29 protein-coding genes are annotated in these 14,701 nt (G+C 55.0%); all 29 read right to left on the bottom strand.

Annotated features, from left to right (window positions below):
- Positions 1–189: 189 nt before the first annotated feature.
- Positions 190–576 (bottom strand): 50S ribosomal protein L17, encoded by a 387-nt coding sequence (gene rplQ / locus BLT00_RS29605; RefSeq protein ID WP_003186009.1) that lies wholly within the window; start codon positions 574–576, stop codon positions 190–192.
- 42 nt (positions 577–618) lie between these two features.
- Positions 619–1,620: a DNA-directed RNA polymerase subunit alpha gene (rpoA, locus tag BLT00_RS29600; RefSeq protein ID WP_003186012.1), complete on the bottom strand. Its 1,002-nt coding sequence runs from the start codon at positions 1,618–1,620 to the stop codon at positions 619–621.
- Between the two features lie 22 nt (positions 1,621–1,642).
- On the bottom strand, positions 1,643–2,263 hold the full coding sequence (rpsD, locus tag BLT00_RS29595; RefSeq protein WP_003176404.1) for a 30S ribosomal protein S4: 621 nt from the start codon (positions 2,261–2,263) through the stop codon (positions 1,643–1,645).
- Between the two features lie 18 nt (positions 2,264–2,281).
- On the bottom strand, positions 2,282–2,671 hold the full coding sequence (rpsK, locus tag BLT00_RS29590) for a 30S ribosomal protein S11 (protein WP_002555466.1): 390 nt from the start codon (positions 2,669–2,671) through the stop codon (positions 2,282–2,284).
- Between the two features lie 30 nt (positions 2,672–2,701).
- Positions 2,702–3,058, bottom strand: a complete 357-nt coding sequence (gene rpsM, locus BLT00_RS29585; RefSeq protein WP_003186020.1) for a 30S ribosomal protein S13 — start codon at positions 3,056–3,058, stop codon at positions 2,702–2,704.
- A 130-nt stretch (positions 3,059–3,188) separates the two neighbouring features.
- A complete protein-coding gene (gene rpmJ / locus BLT00_RS29580; RefSeq protein WP_002555468.1) occupies positions 3,189–3,305 on the bottom strand; it encodes a 50S ribosomal protein L36 in 117 nt (38 codons plus the stop codon).
- Positions 3,306–3,335: 30 nt separating this feature from the next.
- Positions 3,336–4,664, bottom strand: coding sequence for a preprotein translocase subunit SecY (gene secY / locus BLT00_RS29575; RefSeq protein ID WP_003186029.1), 1,329 nt, complete (start codon positions 4,662–4,664; stop codon positions 3,336–3,338).
- Positions 4,665–5,102 carry a 50S ribosomal protein L15 gene (gene rplO / locus BLT00_RS29570; RefSeq protein WP_063324140.1) on the bottom strand — a complete coding sequence of 146 codons (438 nt, stop codon included), beginning with the start codon at positions 5,100–5,102 and terminating at the stop codon, positions 4,665–4,667.
- A gap of 3 nt (positions 5,103–5,105) precedes the next feature.
- Positions 5,106–5,282, bottom strand: a complete 177-nt coding sequence (rpmD, locus tag BLT00_RS29565) for a 50S ribosomal protein L30 (RefSeq protein ID WP_003186033.1) — start codon at positions 5,280–5,282, stop codon at positions 5,106–5,108.
- 2 nt (positions 5,283–5,284) lie between these two features.
- The gene (gene rpsE, locus BLT00_RS29560) at positions 5,285–5,785 is read right to left on the bottom strand and encodes a 30S ribosomal protein S5 (RefSeq protein WP_003186035.1); all 501 of its coding nucleotides are present in this window, start codon (positions 5,783–5,785) and stop codon (positions 5,285–5,287) included.
- 3 nt (positions 5,786–5,788) lie between these two features.
- Positions 5,789–6,139: a 50S ribosomal protein L18 gene (gene rplR / locus BLT00_RS29555; protein ID WP_003186037.1), complete on the bottom strand. Its 351-nt coding sequence runs from the start codon at positions 6,137–6,139 to the stop codon at positions 5,789–5,791.
- A 10-nt stretch (positions 6,140–6,149) separates the two neighbouring features.
- Complete coding sequence (gene rplF / locus BLT00_RS29550) at positions 6,150–6,683, bottom strand: 50S ribosomal protein L6 (protein ID WP_003186039.1); 534 nt, start codon at positions 6,681–6,683, stop codon at positions 6,150–6,152.
- A 12-nt stretch (positions 6,684–6,695) separates the two neighbouring features.
- Positions 6,696–7,088 carry a 30S ribosomal protein S8 gene (rpsH, locus tag BLT00_RS29545; RefSeq protein WP_017848802.1) on the bottom strand — a complete coding sequence of 131 codons (393 nt, stop codon included), beginning with the start codon at positions 7,086–7,088 and terminating at the stop codon, positions 6,696–6,698.
- A 210-nt stretch (positions 7,089–7,298) separates the two neighbouring features.
- Positions 7,299–7,604 (bottom strand): 30S ribosomal protein S14, encoded by a 306-nt coding sequence (gene rpsN, locus BLT00_RS29540; RefSeq protein ID WP_003186042.1) that lies wholly within the window; start codon positions 7,602–7,604, stop codon positions 7,299–7,301.
- 13 nt (positions 7,605–7,617) lie between these two features.
- Positions 7,618–8,157, bottom strand: a complete 540-nt coding sequence (gene rplE, locus BLT00_RS29535) for a 50S ribosomal protein L5 (RefSeq protein WP_003186044.1) — start codon at positions 8,155–8,157, stop codon at positions 7,618–7,620.
- Between the two features lie 20 nt (positions 8,158–8,177).
- Entirely contained in the window at positions 8,178–8,492 is a 315-nt protein-coding gene (gene rplX, locus BLT00_RS29530) for a 50S ribosomal protein L24 (protein ID WP_003186046.1), read from the bottom strand.
- Positions 8,493–8,503: 11 nt separating this feature from the next.
- Positions 8,504–8,872, bottom strand: coding sequence for a 50S ribosomal protein L14 (gene rplN / locus BLT00_RS29525; protein WP_002555479.1), 369 nt, complete (start codon positions 8,870–8,872; stop codon positions 8,504–8,506).
- A gap of 23 nt (positions 8,873–8,895) precedes the next feature.
- Positions 8,896–9,162, bottom strand: a complete 267-nt coding sequence (gene rpsQ / locus BLT00_RS29520; protein WP_003194644.1) for a 30S ribosomal protein S17 — start codon at positions 9,160–9,162, stop codon at positions 8,896–8,898.
- A gap of 2 nt (positions 9,163–9,164) precedes the next feature.
- The gene (rpmC, locus tag BLT00_RS29515; RefSeq protein ID WP_002555481.1) at positions 9,165–9,356 is read right to left on the bottom strand and encodes a 50S ribosomal protein L29; all 192 of its coding nucleotides are present in this window, start codon (positions 9,354–9,356) and stop codon (positions 9,165–9,167) included.
- On the bottom strand, positions 9,356–9,769 hold the full coding sequence (rplP, locus tag BLT00_RS29510) for a 50S ribosomal protein L16 (RefSeq protein WP_003186052.1): 414 nt from the start codon (positions 9,767–9,769) through the stop codon (positions 9,356–9,358). Before rplP ends, rpmC begins: the two co-directional genes overlap by 1 nt.
- 12 nt (positions 9,770–9,781) lie before the next feature.
- Positions 9,782–10,468, bottom strand: a complete 687-nt coding sequence (gene rpsC, locus BLT00_RS29505) for a 30S ribosomal protein S3 (protein ID WP_003176422.1) — start codon at positions 10,466–10,468, stop codon at positions 9,782–9,784.
- Positions 10,469–10,481: 13 nt separating this feature from the next.
- A complete protein-coding gene (rplV, locus tag BLT00_RS29500; RefSeq protein ID WP_003103908.1) occupies positions 10,482–10,814 on the bottom strand; it encodes a 50S ribosomal protein L22 in 333 nt (110 codons plus the stop codon).
- An 11-nt stretch (positions 10,815–10,825) separates the two neighbouring features.
- Positions 10,826–11,101 (bottom strand): 30S ribosomal protein S19, encoded by a 276-nt coding sequence (gene rpsS, locus BLT00_RS29495; RefSeq protein WP_002555486.1) that lies wholly within the window; start codon positions 11,099–11,101, stop codon positions 10,826–10,828.
- Between the two features lie 16 nt (positions 11,102–11,117).
- Positions 11,118–11,942 (bottom strand): 50S ribosomal protein L2, encoded by an 825-nt coding sequence (gene rplB / locus BLT00_RS29490; protein WP_003186055.1) that lies wholly within the window; start codon positions 11,940–11,942, stop codon positions 11,118–11,120.
- Positions 11,943–11,956: 14 nt separating this feature from the next.
- Positions 11,957–12,256, bottom strand: a complete 300-nt coding sequence (gene rplW, locus BLT00_RS29485; protein ID WP_002555488.1) for a 50S ribosomal protein L23 — start codon at positions 12,254–12,256, stop codon at positions 11,957–11,959.
- Positions 12,253–12,855, bottom strand: a complete 603-nt coding sequence (gene rplD, locus BLT00_RS29480; protein WP_003186057.1) for a 50S ribosomal protein L4 — start codon at positions 12,853–12,855, stop codon at positions 12,253–12,255. The genes rplW and rplD overlap by 4 nt, the downstream gene beginning before the upstream one ends.
- 12 nt (positions 12,856–12,867) lie before the next feature.
- Entirely contained in the window at positions 12,868–13,503 is a 636-nt protein-coding gene (gene rplC, locus BLT00_RS29475) for a 50S ribosomal protein L3 (RefSeq protein ID WP_003186059.1), read from the bottom strand.
- 80 nt (positions 13,504–13,583) lie between these two features.
- A complete protein-coding gene (gene rpsJ / locus BLT00_RS29470) occupies positions 13,584–13,895 on the bottom strand; it encodes a 30S ribosomal protein S10 (RefSeq protein WP_003186070.1) in 312 nt (103 codons plus the stop codon).
- 155 nt (positions 13,896–14,050) lie between these two features.
- On the bottom strand, positions 14,051–14,701 hold a 651-nt coding region (locus BLT00_RS29465), incomplete at its 5' end, for an EF-Tu C-terminal domain-related protein (RefSeq protein WP_139209667.1).

Genomic DNA, 14,701 nt, shown 5'->3' with positions numbered 1-14,701 from the left:
GCTAATCGGCTGGAAAGGAGTATTGATCATGTTAATGACAGTATCCAAATTCATTAAATCATGGACATCGATAGTTATTATCTAAGTCTAAAGGCTTGCCGATAGCGAAACCTGACGAAACGGTCTTTCTGCTTTTCTAGCAGGCACAAAAAACCGGGCACGAGGCCCGGTTTTTTGTATGTTGCCGACTTACTCAGCGGATACAGCTTCGCCGCTGGTAGCACGATCAACCAACTCGACGTACGCCATAGGCGCGTTGTCGCCAGCGCGGAAACCGCACTTGAGGATGCGCAGGTAGCCACCCTCACGGGTAGCGTAACGCTTGCCCAGGTCGTTGAAGAGCTTACCAACGATAGCTTTCGAACGAGTACGGTCGAAAGCCAGACGGCGGTTAGCCAGGCTATCTGTCTTGGCCAGAGTGATCAGCGGCTCAGCAACGCGACGCAGTTCTTTGGCTTTCGGCAGTGTAGTTTTGATCAGCTCGTGCTCGAACAGCGACACCGCCATGTTTTGGAACATGGCCTTGCGGTGCGAGCTGGTGCGGCTCAGGTGACGACCACTTTTACGATGACGCATGGTTCATTCCTTACCAAACACAACGTTCGGTGATTACGACGATCAGGCAGTCGCCTTGTCGTCCTTCTTAAGACTTGCAGGCGGCCAGTTGTCGAGGCGCATGCCGAGGGACAGACCGCGGGAGGCCAGAACGTCCTTGATTTCAGTCAAGGATTTCTTGCCAAGGTTCGGAGTCTTCAACAGCTCTACTTCGGTACGCTGAATCAGGTCGCCGATGTAGTAGATGTTTTCCGCCTTAAGGCAGTTAGCCGAACGTACAGTCAGTTCCAGATCGTCAACCGGGCGAAGCAGGATCGGATCGATCTCGTCTTCCTGCTCGACAACCACTGGCTCACTGTCACCCTTGAGGTCGACGAACGCAGCCAACTGCTGTTGCAGGATGGTTGCAGCACGGCGGATAGCCTCTTCAGGATCCAGGGTACCGTTGGTTTCCAGATCAATAACCAGCTTGTCCAGGTTGGTACGCTGTTCGACACGGGCGTTTTCCACCACGTATGCGATACGGCGAACTGGGCTGAACGAAGAGTCAAGCTGCAAGCGACCGATGCTGCGGCTTTCGTCTTCATCGCTCTGACGCGAGTCTGCCGGTTCATAACCACGACCACGAGCTACGGTGAGCTTCATGTTCAGGGCGCCGTTAGACGCCAGGTTAGCGATTACGTGATCGGGGTTAACGATCTCGACATCATGATCCAGCTGAATATCGGCAGCGGTAACCACCCCCGAACCCTTCTTCGACAAGGTCAGCGTAACTTCGTCACGACCGTGCAGCTTGATAGCCAGACCTTTCAGGTTCAACAGGATTTCAATTACGTCTTCCTGTACACCTTCGATGGCGCTGTACTCATGGAGCACACCGTCAATCTCGGCCTCGACTACTGCACAGCCGGGCATTGAGGACAACAGGATGCGGCGCAGCGCGTTGCCCAGGGTGTGGCCGAAACCACGCTCGAGAGGCTCGAGTGTGATCTTGGCGCGGGTTGGACTGACAACCTGCACATCAATATGGCGGGGTGTCAGGAACTCATTTACCGAAATCTGCATGGATGCACCTATTTTCTAGCCCTTACTTGGAGTAGAGCTCGACAATCAGGCTTTCGTTGATGTCGGCGGACAGATCACTGCGAGCAGGAACGTTCTTGAAAACGCCCGACTTCTTCTCAGTGTCTACTTCTACCCATTCTACGCGGCCACGTTGGGCACACAGATCGAGAGCTTGGACAATGCGAAGTTGGTTCTTTGCTTTCTCGCGAACAGCAACCACGTCACCAGCACGAACCTGGTAGGACGGAACGTTTACGGTCTGACCGTTAACGCTGATCGACTTGTGCGATACCAGCTGACGAGATTCGGCACGAGTAGAACCGAAACCCATACGGTATACAACGTTGTCCAGGCGGCATTCGAGCAGCTGCAACAGGTTTTCGCCGGTTGCGCCTTTCTTGCCAGCAGCTTCTTTGTAGTAGCCGCTGAATTGACGCTCGAGAACGCCGTAGATACGACGGACCTTCTGCTTTTCACGCAGTTGGGTGCCGTAGTCGGACTGGCGACCGCGGCGTTGGCCGTGGATACCAGGTGCTGCTTCAATGTTGCACTTCGATTCGATCGCGCGCACGCCGCTCTTCAGAAAAAGATCGGTGCCTTCGCGACGAGCGAGTTTGCATTTTGGACCAATGTAACGAGCCATTCTTTACAATCTCCTGGATTACACGCGGCGCTTCTTCGGCGGACGGCACCCGTTGTGCGGGATTGGCGTCACGTCGGTGATGCTGGCGATCTTGTAGCCACAGCCGTTCAAAGCGCGGACTGCGGATTCACGACCTGGACCTGGACCCTTGACGTTGACGTCGAGGTTTTTCAGGCCGTATTCCAGCGCAGCTTGACCAGCACGCTCAGCAGCTACTTGAGCAGCGAACGGGGTGGACTTGCGGGAACCGCGGAAACCCGAACCACCGGAGGTAGCCCAGGAAAGAGCGTTACCTTGACGGTCGGTAATGGTCACGATGGTGTTGTTAAAAGAAGCATGGATGTGGGCGATGCCATCAACCACTGTCTTTTTAACTTTTTTACGAGGACGAGCAGCAGGTTTTGCCATGATTAAATTCCTGTCGATTCGCTGGGGCGATTACTTGCGGATCGGCTTACGCGGACCTTTACGGGTACGCGCGTTGGTCTTGGTACGCTGACCGCGTACTGGCAGACCACGACGATGACGCAGACCGCGATAGCAACCGAGGTCCATCAAGCGCTTGATTTTCATGTTGATTTCGCGACGCAGGTCACCTTCAGTGGTGAACTTCGCCACTTCGCCACGCAGCTGTTCAATCTGCTCGTCGCTCAGATCTTTGATCTTTGCCGCTGGGTTGACCCCAGTCACTGCACAAATTTTCTGTGCAGTAGTGCGACCAACACCATAGATGTAGGTCAGCGAGATAACAGTATGCTTGTTATCTGGAATGTTGACGCCTGCAATACGGGCCATTCAGTGGGACTCCAATTGACAGCTACCTACGCCCCGGAAGCCAAGAAATAGGGCGCGAGATAATATCGCTGTAATAACAAATAATCAACCCGGCAGCGCACTAGCTGCCGGGCTTAAAGCACAATCACACTCAGCCTTGGCGCTGTTTGTGACGCGGTTCCGCGCTGCAAATTACCCGAACAACACCTTCGCGGCGAATAATCTTGCAGTTACGGCACAGCTTTTTCACCGATGCACGAACTTTCATCACCAACTCCTCGAACCTTATGGACGCTACTCAGCGCAACATGCCGCTGCCGTAGCCCTTCAGGTTGGCTTTCTTCATCAGGGATTCGTACTGGTGCGAAACGAGGTGCGATTGTACTTGGGACATGAAGTCCATCACAACCACGACCACGATCAGCAACGAGGTCCCGCCAAGGTAGAACGGTACGTTTGCCGCAACCACCAGGAACTGGGGCAACAGACAGACGGCCGTCATGTAAAGAGCACCGAACATGGTCAAGCGAGTCAGAACGCCATCAATGTAGCGCGCAGACTGCTCACCTGGACGGATGCCCGGAATAAAGGCACCGGACTTCTTCAGGTTTTCCGCTACGTCTTTCGGATTGAACATCAACGCCGTATAGAAGAAGCAGAAGAAAATAATCCCTGCACTAAACAGCAGAATATTCAACGGCTGACCAGGAGCGATCGACTGCGAGATGTCCTGCAACCAGCCCATACCTTCAGACTGGCCGAACCAGGCACCCAACGAAGCCGGGAACAGCAGGATGCTGCTCGCGAAAATAGCCGGAATGACGCCGGCCATGTTCACCTTCAACGGCAAGTGGCTGGTCTGCGCAGCAAATACCTTGCGGCCCTGCTGACGCTTGGCGTAGTGAACAGCAATACGACGCTGACCACGCTCAATGAACACCACGAAACCGATAATCGCTACTGCCAGCAGACCGATGGCAACCAGGGCGAAAATGTTGATATCACCCTGACGCGCAGACTCGAAAGACTGCCCGATCGCTCTCGGAAGACCGGCGACGATACCTGCGAAGATCAACATCGAGATACCGTTGCCAACACCACGCTCAGTAATCTGCTCACCCAGCCACATCATGAACATCGCGCCTGCCACAAAAGTGGTTACCGCAACGAAATGAAAGCTGAAGTCAGCAGTGAACGAAACGCCCTGCCCCGCCAAGCCGATGGACATGCCAATGGCTTGAACGAGAGCGAGGACGACAGTGCCGTAGCGGGTGTACTGGCTGATCTTGCGACGGCCAGCTTCACCTTCCTTCTTCAACTGCTCCAGCTGCGGGCTGACGGCGCTCATCAATTGCATGATGATCGATGCCGAAATGTACGGCATGATCCCCAGTGCAAAGATGCTCATCCGCTCCAGCGCGCCGCCGGAAAACATGTTGAACAAGCTAAGAATGGTCCCCTCATTCTGTCGAAACAGGTCCGCGAGTCGGTCCGGGTTGATACCTGGAACCGGGATGTGTGCGCCTATTCGGTAGACGATAATCGCCAGGAACAGAAAACGCAGACGAGCCCAGAGTTCAGACATACCGCCTTTGCCGAGCGCAGAGAGAGCACCTTGCTTAGCCATTTATTCCTCGAACTTGCCGCCAGCTGCTTCGATAGCCGCACGCGCACCTTTGGTGGCGCCGATTCCCTTTCCGATGGTGACAGCACGAGCAACTTCGCCCGACAGCATGATTTTCACACGCTGAACGTTCTGGTTGATCACGTTGGCATCCTTCAGGGACTGCACGGTGACGATGTCGCCTTCCACTTTGGCCAGCTCGGACAGACGCACTTCTGCGCGATCCATGGCTTTCAGGGAAACGAAACCGAACTTCGGCAGGCGACGATGCAGCGGCTGTTGACCGCCTTCAAAGCCTGGAGCAATGGTGCCACCGGAGCGGGAAGTCTGACCTTTGTGGCCACGGCCACCGGTCTTGCCCAAACCACTACCGATACCACGGCCCGGACGATGCTTTTCGCGACGGGAACCCGGCGCTGGACTCAGATCATTGAGTTTCATCGATTAACCCTCGACACGCAGCATGTAGTAAGCCTTGTTGATCATCCCGCGATTCTCGGGAGTATCCAGGACTTCTACAGTGTGACCGATGCGACGCAGACCCAGACCCTTAACGCACAGTTTGTGGTTAGGGATGCGGCCGGTCATGCTTTTGATCAGCGTAACTTTTACGGTAGCCATGATCAGAAGATCTCCTTGACGCTTTTGCCACGCTTGGCGGCAATGGATTCAGGAGACTGCATTGCTTTCAAACCCTTGAAAGTGGCGTGAACCACGTTTACTGGGTTAGTCGAGCCGTAGCACTTGGCCAGAACGTTCTGAACGCCAGCAACTTCGAGGACAGCACGCATAGCGCCGCCAGCGATGATACCGGTACCTTCAGAAGCAGGCTGCATGTACACCTTCGAAGCGCCATGGGCAGACTTCATTGCGTACTGCAGAGTGGTGCCGTTCAGATCAACCTGGATCATGTTGCGGCGAGCAGCTTCCATTGCCTTCTGGATCGCAGCAGGCACTTCACGCGACTTGCCACGGCCGAAGCCAACACGGCCTTTACCATCACCCACTACGGTCAACGCAGTGAAAGTGAAGATACGGCCGCCTTTAACGGTTTTGGCTACGCGGTTAACTTGAACCAGCTTCTCGATGTAGCCTTCGTCGCGCTTTTGGTCGTTATTTGACATAACTTAGAACTCCAGCCCAGCTTCACGAGCAGCATCAGCCAGCGCCTTGACGCGGCCGTGGTACTTGAAGCCAGAGCGGTCGAAAGCCACCTGCGAGACGCCAGCGGCTTTTGCACGCGTAGCGACCAGCTGGCCAACCTTAGTGGCCGCGTCGATGTTGCCAGTGGCGCCATCACGCAGTTCTTTATCCAAAGTCGAGGCACTTGCCAGGACTTTGTTGCCGTCGGCCGAAATGACCTGGGCGTAGATGTGCTGCGACGAGCGGAACACGCAGAGACGCACGACTTCGAGTTCGTGCATTTTCAGGCGTGCTTTGCGAGCGCGACGCAGTCGAGTAACTTTTTTGTCGGTCATTTGCTATGCCCTACTTCTTCTTGGCTTCTTTACGACGGACGACTTCGTCCGCGTAGCGCACACCTTTGCCTTTGTACGGCTCTGGTGGACGGAAGTCGCGGATCTCGGCGGCCACTTGACCTACCAGCTGCTTGTCGATGCCCTTGATCAGGATATCGGTCTGGCTAGGAGTCTCAGCGGTGATGCCTTCCGGCAGTTCATAATCCACTGGGTGCGAGAAGCCAAGAGCCAGGTTCAGCACTGTGCCTTTTGCTTGCGCTTTGTAACCAACACCGACCAGCTGGAGCTTGCGCTCGAAGCCTTGGCTTACGCCTTGGACCATGTTGTTTACCAACGCACGAGTGGTACCAGCCATTGCGCGAGTCTGTTGATCGCCATTGCGAGCAGCGAAACGCAGCTCACCAGCTTCTTCAACGATCTCAACGGACGAATGGATGTTCAGTTGCAGAGTGCCCTTGGCACCCTTCACCGAAAGCTGTTGGCCTGCGAATTTGACTTCGACACCGGCTGGCAGCTTAACGGGGTTCTTAGCGACGCGTGACATGCTTATCCCCCCTTAGAACACAGTGCAAAGAACTTCGCCGCCGACACCGGCAGCGCGCGCAGCACGATCCGTCATCACACCTTTGTTGGTGGAGACGATAGACACGCCCAGGCCGCCGCGAACTTTCGGCAGATCCTCGACGGACTTGTACTGACGCAGGCCTGGACGGCTAACGCGCTTCACTTCCTCGATGACCGGACGGCCTTCGAAGTACTTCAGCTCGATGGACAGCAGTGGCTTGATTTCGCTGCTGATCTGATAACCCGCAATGTAACCTTCGTCCTTCAGGACTTTGGCAACAGCTACCTTCAACGTAGAAGATGGCATGCTTACGACGGACTTTTCAGCCATCTGGGCATTACGGATACGAGTTAGCATGTCCGCTAACGGGTCCTGCATACTCATGGGCTAGACGCTCCTAATACACAAAAAATTAGCCTTTCGGCTAGTACGTGTCGCCGAGCGCATCCGCGCAATAAAAACACGGGCTCAGGCGAGCCGGGTATTCTAGACACACCCCACAAATGAATCAAGCCCCAATAGGGGCTTGATTCATGTTCAAGGTCACCGACGGTCAGGATCTTGCGATCCCGAACGCCGCGACTTTGACAGTGCTTACCAGCTGGCTTTAACCAGACCTGGAACGTCACCACGCATTGCAGCTTGACGCAGCATGTTACGGCCAAGGCCGAACTTGCGGTACACGCCGTGCGGACGACCAGTCAGGCGGCAGCGGTTACGCATGCGCGAGGCGCTTGCGTCACGTGGCTGCTTCTGCAGGGCTACGGTAGCTTCCCAACGCGCTTCTGGACTTGCGTTCAGATCAACGATGATAGCTTTCAGCGCTGCACGCTTGGTGGCGTACTTGGCAACGGTGAGCTGACGCTTCAGCTCACGGTTCTTCATACTCTTCTTGGCCATTTTCCTACTCCAATCAGTTGCGGAACGGGAATTTGAAAGCGCGCAGCAGTGCGCGACCTTCGTCATCCGTCCGAGCAGTGGTGGTCAGGGTAATGTCCAGACCGCGGAGAGCGTCGATCTTGTCGTAATCGATTTCCGGGAAAATGATCTGCTCTTTAACGCCCATGCTGTAGTTGCCACGACCATCGAAGGACTTGGCATTCAGGCCGCGGAAGTCGCGAACCCGAGGCAGGGAGATCGACAGCAGACGATCCAGGAACTCGTACATACGCTCACGGCGCAGGGTCACTTTGACACCGATCGGCCAACCTTCACGGACTTTAAAGCCAGCGATGGATTTCCGAGCGTAAGTCACAACGACTTTCTGACCGGTGATCTTTTCCAGGTCGGCAACAGCGTGCTCGATGACTTTTTTGTCGCCGATCGCTTCGCCCAGACCCATGTTCAGGGTGATTTTGGTAACGCGCGGAACTTCCATCACGTTCGAAAGCTTAAGTTCTTCCTTAAGTTTCGGTGCGATTTCCTTCCGGTAAATCTCTTTTAGTCGTGCCATGGTCTTCTACCTAGCAGTGTTCAAGCATCAACCGCTTTTTGGGTCGACTTGAAGACACGAATTTTCTTACCGTCTTCTACTTTGAAACCAACGCGGTCAGCCTTGTTGGTTTCGCCGTTGAAGATGGCGACGTTGGAAGCGTGCAGTGGCGCTTCTTTCTCGACGATACCGCCCTGTACGCCCGACATCGGGTTAGGCTTGGTATGACGCTTGACCAGGTTCAGACCACCAACAACCAGACGGTTGTCAGCAAGAACCTTCAGCACCTTACCGCGCTTACCTTTGTCTTTGCCGGCGATCACGATGATCTCGTCGTCACGACGAATCTTTTGCATGTCGGATCTCCTTACAGCACTTCTGGGGCGAGCGAGACGATCTTCATGAACTTCTCAGTACGAAGTTCACGGGTCACTGGCCCAAAGATACGGGTGCCGATCGGCTCTTGCTTGTTGTTCAACAGAACAGCAGCGTTGCCATCAAAGCGGATGATGGAGCCGTCAGCACGACGGACACCATGGCGAGTGCGGACTACGACAGCAGTCATCACCTGGCCTTTTTTCACCTTACCGCGAGGAATTGCTTCCTTGACGGTAACTTTGATGATGTCACCGATACCAGCGTAACGACGATGGGAGCCACCCAGCACCTTGATGCACATAACACGGCGAGCGCCGCTGTTATCGGCCACATCGAGCATGGATTGAGTCTGAATCATATAATTTCTCCGACCCCTAGCCCTTAGACTTCCACAGCGCGTTCGAGAACATCAACCAGCGCCCAAGACTTGGTCTTGGCCATCGGACGAGTTTCACGAATAGTGACTTTGTCGCCGATGTGGCACTGATTGGTTTCGTCGTGCGCGTGCAGCTTAGTCGAACGCTTAACGTATTTACCGTAGATCGGGTGCTTAACGCGACGCTCGATCAGAACGGTGATGGTTTTGTCCATCTTGTCGCTGACAACACGGCCAGTCAGCGTACGGACAGTTTTTTCGGCTTCAGCCATGATTACTTACCTGCCTGCTGGTTGAGCACAGTTTTCACGCGAGCGATGTCACGCTTAACTTGCGAGAGCAGATGAGACTGCCCCAACTGGCCAGTTGCTTTCTGCATACGCAGATTGAACTGGTCGCGCAGCAGGCCGAGCAGTTGCTCGTTCAGCTGCTGTGCTGATTTTTCACGAAGTTCATTCGCTTTCATCACATCACCGTCCGTTTAACAAAGGAGGTGGCGAGCGGCAGCTTTGCAGCAGCCAGGGCGAAAGCCTCACGCGCCAGCTCTTCAGAAACACCCTCGATTTCATACAGGACTTTGCCTGGCTGAATCTGGGCAACCCAGTACTCCACGTTACCCTTACCTTTACCCATCCGAACTTCGAGTGGCTTCTTGGTGACAGGCTTGTCCGGGAATACACGGATCCAGATCTTGCCGCCACGTTTTACGTGACGGGTCAGAGCACGACGCGCTGACTCGATCTGACGAGCGGTGAGACGACCACGAGCAACAGACTTCAGCGCGAACTCGCCGAAGCTGACTTTGCTACCGCGCAATGCCAGGCCACGGTTGTGACCGGTCATCTGCTTGCGGAACTTCGTACGCTTTGGTTGCAACATTTGGCGTACCCCTTACTTAGCAGCTTTTTTACGAGGCGCTGGTGCTTGTGGCTTCAGTTCTTCTTGGCGACCACCAATTACTTCGCCTTTGAAGATCCAAACCTTTACACCGATCACACCGTAGGTGGTGTGAGCTTCGTAGTTGGCATAGTCGATGTCGGCACGCAGGGTGTGCAGTGGCACACGACCTTCGCGATACCATTCAGTACGTGCGATTTCAGCACCGCCGAGACGACCGCTCACTTGGATTTTGATGCCCTTGGCACCAATGCGCATTGCGTTCTGTACAGCGCGCTTCATAGCGCGACGGAACATTACGCGACGCTCCAGCTGCTGAGCTACGCTCTGCGCAACCAGCATACCGTCGAGCTCCGGCTTGCGGATCTCTTCGATATTGATGTGCACAGGCACACCCATTTGCTTGGTCAGGTCCTGACGCAGTTTCTCAACATCTTCACCTTTCTTCCCGATAACGATACCTGGACGAGCGGTGTGGATGGTGATACGTGCAGTCTGCGCCGGACGATGGATATCGATACGGCTTACGGACGCGCTTTTTAGTTTGTCTTGGAGATACTCACGCACCTTCAGATCAGCGAACAAGTAGTCCGCATAAGTCCGACCGTCTGCGTACCAGACGGAGGTGTGCTCCTTGACGATTCCCAGGCGAATGCCAATGGGATGTACTTTCTGACCCATCTCTTCGACTCCGTTACTTGTCAGCAACCTTGACAGTGATATGGCAAGACCGCTTGACGATGCGATCAGCACGGCCTTTGGCACGTGGCATGATGCGCTTCAGCGAACGCCCTTCGTTGACGAAAACGGTGCTGACCTTCAGGTCATCAACGTCTGCGCCTTCGTTATGCTCGGCGTTGGCTACGGCCGACTCCAGCACTTTCTTCATGATCTCGGCGGCTTTCTTACTGCTGAAAGCCAACAGGTTGAGCGCTTCGCCCACCTTCTTCCCGCGGATCTGGTCGGCGACCAAGCGGGCTTTCTGGGCGGAGATTCGAGCGCCCGACAACTTAGCGGCTACTTCCATTTCCTTACCCCTTAACGCTTGGCTTTCTTGTCAGCCACGTGCCCACGGTATGTGCGGGTACCGGCGAACTCGCCCAGTTTGTGGCCGACCATGTCTTCGTTCACGAGAACTGGGACGTGTTGGCGACCGTTGTGTACTGCGATGGTCAGACCGACCATTTGTGGCAGGATCATCGAACGACGCGACCAGGTCTTAACTGGTTTGCGATCGTTCTTTTCCGCCGCCACTTCGATCTTCTTCAGTAGGTGAAGATCAATAAAAGGACCTTTTTTCAGAGAACGTGGCACTGTCGTATCCCTCTATTTACTTGCGACGACGGACGATCATTTTGTCGGTACGCTTATTACCACGAGTCTTCGCGCCCTTAGTCGGGAAGCCCCATGGCGATACCGGATGACGACCACCAGAGGTACGACCTTCACCACCACCATGTGGGTGGTCAACCGGGTTCATGGCAACACCACGAACGGTTGGGCGAACGCCACGCCAGCGCTTGGCACCAGCTTTACCCAACGAACGCAGGCTGTGCTCGGAGTTCGAGACTTCGCCCAGGGTCGCACGGCATTCAGCCAGTACTTTACGCATCTCACCAGAACGCAGACGCAGGGTCACGTAGACACCTTCACGAGCGATCAGCTGAGCCGAAGCACCAGCGGAACGAGCGATCTGCGCGCCTTTACCTGGCTTCAATTCGATGCCGTGTACGGTGCTACCAACTGGAATGTTACGCAGTTGCAGAGCGTTGCCCGGCTTGATCGGTGCCAGGGCACCTGCGATCAGCTGGTCGCCAGCACTCACGCCTTTAGGGGCGATGATGTAGCGACGCTCGCCATCTGCGTACAGCAGCAGAGCGATGTGAGCAGTACGATTTGGATCGTATTCGATACGCTCGACGGTGGCAGCGATGCCATCCTTGTCGTTGCGACGGAAGTCGACCAGACGATAATGCTGCTTATGACCACCACCGATGTGACGAGTGGTAATACGGCCATTGTTGTTACGACCACCAGACTTCGATTTTTTCTCGAGCAGCGGTGCGTGAGGAGCGCCTTTATGCAGCTCCTGGTTGACCACCTTGACCACAAAACGGCGGCCAGGGGAAGTCGGTTTGCATTTAACGATTGCCATGATGCACCCCTTCCTTACTCAGCACTGCTGCTGAAATCGAGATCTTGGCCTGGCTGAAGGGAGATAACTGCCTTCTTCCAGTCATTACGCTTGCCCAGACCGCGAGCAGTGCGCTTGCTTTTACCCAGAACGTTCAGGGTAGTCACGCGCTCTACTTTCACGCTGAACAGGCTTTCGACGGCCTTCTTGATTTCCAGCTTGGTTGCGTCGGTAGCAACCTTGAAAACGAACTGGCCTTTCTTGTCTGCCAGAACCGTAGCCTTCTCGGAAACGTGCGGGCCAAGCAGAACTTTAAATACGCGTTCCTGGTTCATCCCAGCAGCTCCTCGAATTTCTTCACGGCCGACACGGTGATCAACACCTTGTCGTATGCGATCAGACTGACCGGATCGGAACCCTGCACGTCACGAACGTCGACGTGTGGCAGGTTGCGAGCAGCCAGGTACAGGTTCTGATCAACAGCGTCAGACACGATCAGGACGTCAGTCAGGCCCATGCCGTTCAGCTTGTTCAGCAGATCTTTGGTTTTCGGTGCTTCAACAGCGAAGTCCTGAACCACGACCAGACGATCAGTACGCACCAGCTCAGCAAGGATGGAACGCATTGCTGCGCGATACATCTTCTTGTTCAGCTTCTGGGAGTGATCCTGAGGACGAGCTGCGAAAGTGGTACCGCCGCCACGCCAGATTGGGCTACGGATAGTACCGGCACGAGCACGGCCAGTACCTTTCTGACGCCATGGGCGCTTGCCGCCACCGGAAACGTCGGAACGGGTCTTTTGCTGCTTGCTACCTTGACGGCCGCCAGCCATGTAGGCCACGACTGCTTGGTGAACCAGCGTCTCGTTGAATTCGCCGCCAAATGTCAGTTCGGAAACTTCGATCGCTTGAGCGTCATTTACATTTAATTGCATGTCAGCTTCCCCTTAACCGCGAGCCTTGGCTGCTGGACGTACAACCAAGTTGCCGCCAGTAGCGCCAGGAACAGCGCCCTTGACCAACAACAGATTGCGTTCAGCGTCCACGCGCACTACTTCGAGGGACTGCACGGTCACGCGCTCAGCGCCCATATGACCGGACATTTTTTTGCCCTTGAATACACGACCAGGAGTCTGGCACTGGCCGATAGAGCCTGGAACGCGGTGGGATACGGAGTTACCGTGGGTGTTATCTTGCCCGCGGAAGTTCCAACGCTTGATCGTACCCTGGAAGCCTTTACCCTTGGACTGACCGGTTACATCAACCAGTTGACCAGCGGCGAAGATTTCAGCATTGATCAGATCGCCGGCCTGGTACTCGCCTTCTTCAAGGCGGAATTCCATTACGGTACGACCAGCGGCAACGTTCGCCTTGGCGAAGTGGCCAGCCTGAGCTGCTGTTACACGCGAAGCACGACGCTCGCCGACAGTGACTTGCACTGCACGATAGCCATCGGTCTCTTCAGTTTTGAACTGGGTGACGCGATTCGGCTCGATCTCAATGACCGTGACCGGAATGGAGACACCTTCTTCGGTGAAAATACGGGTCATACCGCATTTACGACCGACTACACCAATAGTCATGTTGTAAACCTCATGAGTGTACGGGGCTTTCACCCGCTATGGCCGCCCATTTCAGAGCGTTACACGACTAAGACCGAGTCTTAGCCGAGGCTGATCTGCACTTCCACACCGGCCGCAAGATCGAGCTTCATAAGAGCATCAACGGTTTTATCCGTTGGCTGGACGATGTCCAGAACGCGCTTATGAGTACGGATCTCGTACTGGTCACGCGCGTCTTTGTTGACGTGCGGGGAGACCAGAACGGTGAACCGCTCTTTACGGGTAGGCAGTGGAATTGGACCACGCACTTGAGCACCAGTACGTTTCGCGGTTTCCACGATTTCCTGGGTGGATTGGTCGATCAGGCGATGGTCAAAAGCCTTCAACCTGATACGGATTTGCTGATTTTGCATTGGATTTCAGACTCCGGCTGCTATTCCCACCGGGCGCAATACGCCCGTTAAAAGGAGGCGCAATTCTATAGACGCCCCTGATAGGTGTCAACCCAATAAAAAAGCCCCCGCTAAGCGGGGGCTTTTCAACTCATCAAGCTGACTCTGAAAGAGACTTACTCGATGACTTTGGCTACGACGCCAGCGCCGACGGTACGACCGCCTTCACGGATAGCGAAACGCAGACCGTCTTCCATCGCGATGGTCTTGATCAGGGTAACAGTCATCTGAATGTTGTCACCTGGCATTACCATTTCAACGCCTTCTGGCAGCTCGCAGTTACCAGTCACGTCAGTTGTACGGAAGTAGAACTGTGGACGGTAGCCTTTGAAGAACGGAGTGTGACGACCGCCTTCTTCCTTGCTCAGAACGTAAACTTCTGCGGTGAACTTGGTGTGCGGCTTGACGGTGCCTGGCTTGACCAGAACCTGGCCACGCTCAACGTCGTCACGCTTGGTGCCGCGCAGCAGCACGCCGCAGTTCTCGCCAGCACGACCTTCGTCGAGCAGCTTGCGGAACATTTCAACGCCGGTGCAGGTAGTTTTCTGAGTGTCGCGCAGACCGACGATCTCAACTTCTTCCTGGATACGGACGATGCCACGCTCAACACGACCAGTCACAACAGTACCGCGACCGGAGATCGAGAATACGTCTTCGATTGGCATCAGGAACGGCTTGTCGATAGCACGCTCTGGCTCTGGGATGTAGCTGTCCAGAGTTTCCACCAGCTTCTTGACAGCAGTGGTGCCCATTTCGTTGTCGTCTTG

It is taken from the genome of Pseudomonas sp. NFACC51, from assembly GCF_900103575.1.
In the GTDB taxonomy this organism is placed as follows: Bacteria; Pseudomonadota; Gammaproteobacteria; order Pseudomonadales; family Pseudomonadaceae; genus Aquipseudomonas; species Aquipseudomonas fluorescens_Q.
The sequence above is the reverse complement of the archived record's forward strand: the minus strand, read 5'-3'. Positions and strand labels throughout refer to the sequence as shown.

Bases quoted from the DNA above. Each gene is read 5' to 3' on its own strand.
- rplQ (WP_003186009.1), bottom strand. From the start codon at position 576: ATGCGTCATCGTAAAAGTGGTCGTCACCTGAGCCGCACCAGCTCGCAC.
- rpoA (WP_003186012.1), bottom strand. From the start codon at position 1,620: ATGCAGATTTCGGTAAATGAGTTCCTGACACCCCGCCATATTGATGTG.
- rpsD (WP_003176404.1), bottom strand. From the start codon at position 2,263: ATGGCTCGTTACATTGGTCCAAAATGCAAACTCGCTCGTCGCGAAGGC.
- rpsK (WP_002555466.1), bottom strand. From the start codon at position 2,671: ATGGCAAAACCTGCTGCTCGTCCTCGTAAAAAAGTTAAAAAGACAGTG.
- rpsM (WP_003186020.1), bottom strand. From the start codon at position 3,058: ATGGCCCGTATTGCAGGCGTCAACATTCCAGATAACAAGCATACTGTT.
- rpmJ (WP_002555468.1), bottom strand. From the start codon at position 3,305: ATGAAAGTTCGTGCATCGGTGAAAAAGCTGTGCCGTAACTGCAAGATT.
- secY (WP_003186029.1), bottom strand. From the start codon at position 4,664: ATGGCTAAGCAAGGTGCTCTCTCTGCGCTCGGCAAAGGCGGTATGTCT.
- rplO (WP_063324140.1), bottom strand. From the start codon at position 5,102: ATGAAACTCAATGATCTGAGTCCAGCGCCGGGTTCCCGTCGCGAAAAG.
- rpmD (WP_003186033.1), bottom strand. From the start codon at position 5,282: ATGGCTACCGTAAAAGTTACGCTGATCAAAAGCATGACCGGCCGCATC.
- rpsE (WP_003186035.1), bottom strand. From the start codon at position 5,785: ATGTCAAATAACGACCAAAAGCGCGACGAAGGCTACATCGAGAAGCTG.
- rplR (WP_003186037.1), bottom strand. From the start codon at position 6,139: ATGACCGACAAAAAAGTTACTCGACTGCGTCGCGCTCGCAAAGCACGC.
- rplF (WP_003186039.1), bottom strand. From the start codon at position 6,683: ATGTCACGCGTCGCTAAGAACCCCGTTAAGCTGCCAGCCGGTGTCGAA.
- rpsH (WP_017848802.1), bottom strand. From the start codon at position 7,088: ATGAGTATGCAGGACCCGTTAGCGGACATGCTAACTCGTATCCGTAAT.
- rpsN (WP_003186042.1), bottom strand. From the start codon at position 7,604: ATGGCCAAGAAGAGTATGAAGAACCGTGAGCTGAAGCGTCAGCTCACC.
- rplE (WP_003186044.1), bottom strand. From the start codon at position 8,157: ATGGCACGACTAAAAGAGATTTACCGGAAGGAAATCGCACCGAAACTT.
- rplX (WP_003186046.1), bottom strand. From the start codon at position 8,492: ATGCAAAAGATTCGTCGTGACGACGAGATCATCGTGATCGCCGGCAAA.
- rplN (WP_002555479.1), bottom strand. From the start codon at position 8,872: ATGATTCAGACTCAATCCATGCTCGATGTGGCCGATAACAGCGGCGCT.
- rpsQ (WP_003194644.1), bottom strand. From the start codon at position 9,162: ATGGCTGAAGCCGAAAAAACTGTCCGTACGCTGACTGGCCGTGTTGTC.
- rpmC (WP_002555481.1), bottom strand. From the start codon at position 9,356: ATGAAAGCGAATGAACTTCGTGAAAAATCAGCACAGCAGCTGAACGAG.
- rplP (WP_003186052.1), bottom strand. From the start codon at position 9,769: ATGTTGCAACCAAAGCGTACGAAGTTCCGCAAGCAGATGACCGGTCAC.
- rpsC (WP_003176422.1), bottom strand. From the start codon at position 10,468: ATGGGTCAGAAAGTACATCCCATTGGCATTCGCCTGGGAATCGTCAAG.
- rplV (WP_003103908.1), bottom strand. From the start codon at position 10,814: ATGGAAGTAGCCGCTAAGTTGTCGGGCGCTCGAATCTCCGCCCAGAAA.
- rplB (WP_003186055.1), bottom strand. From the start codon at position 11,942: ATGGCAATCGTTAAATGCAAACCGACTTCCCCTGGCCGCCGTTTTGTG.
- rplW (WP_002555488.1), bottom strand. From the start codon at position 12,256: ATGAACCAGGAACGCGTATTTAAAGTTCTGCTTGGCCCGCACGTTTCC.
- rplD (WP_003186057.1), bottom strand. From the start codon at position 12,855: ATGCAATTAAATGTAAATGACGCTCAAGCGATCGAAGTTTCCGAACTG.
- rplC (WP_003186059.1), bottom strand. From the start codon at position 13,503: ATGACTATTGGTGTAGTCGGTCGTAAATGCGGTATGACCCGTATTTTC.
- rpsJ (WP_003186070.1), bottom strand. From the start codon at position 13,895: ATGCAAAATCAGCAAATCCGTATCAGGTTGAAGGCTTTTGACCATCGC.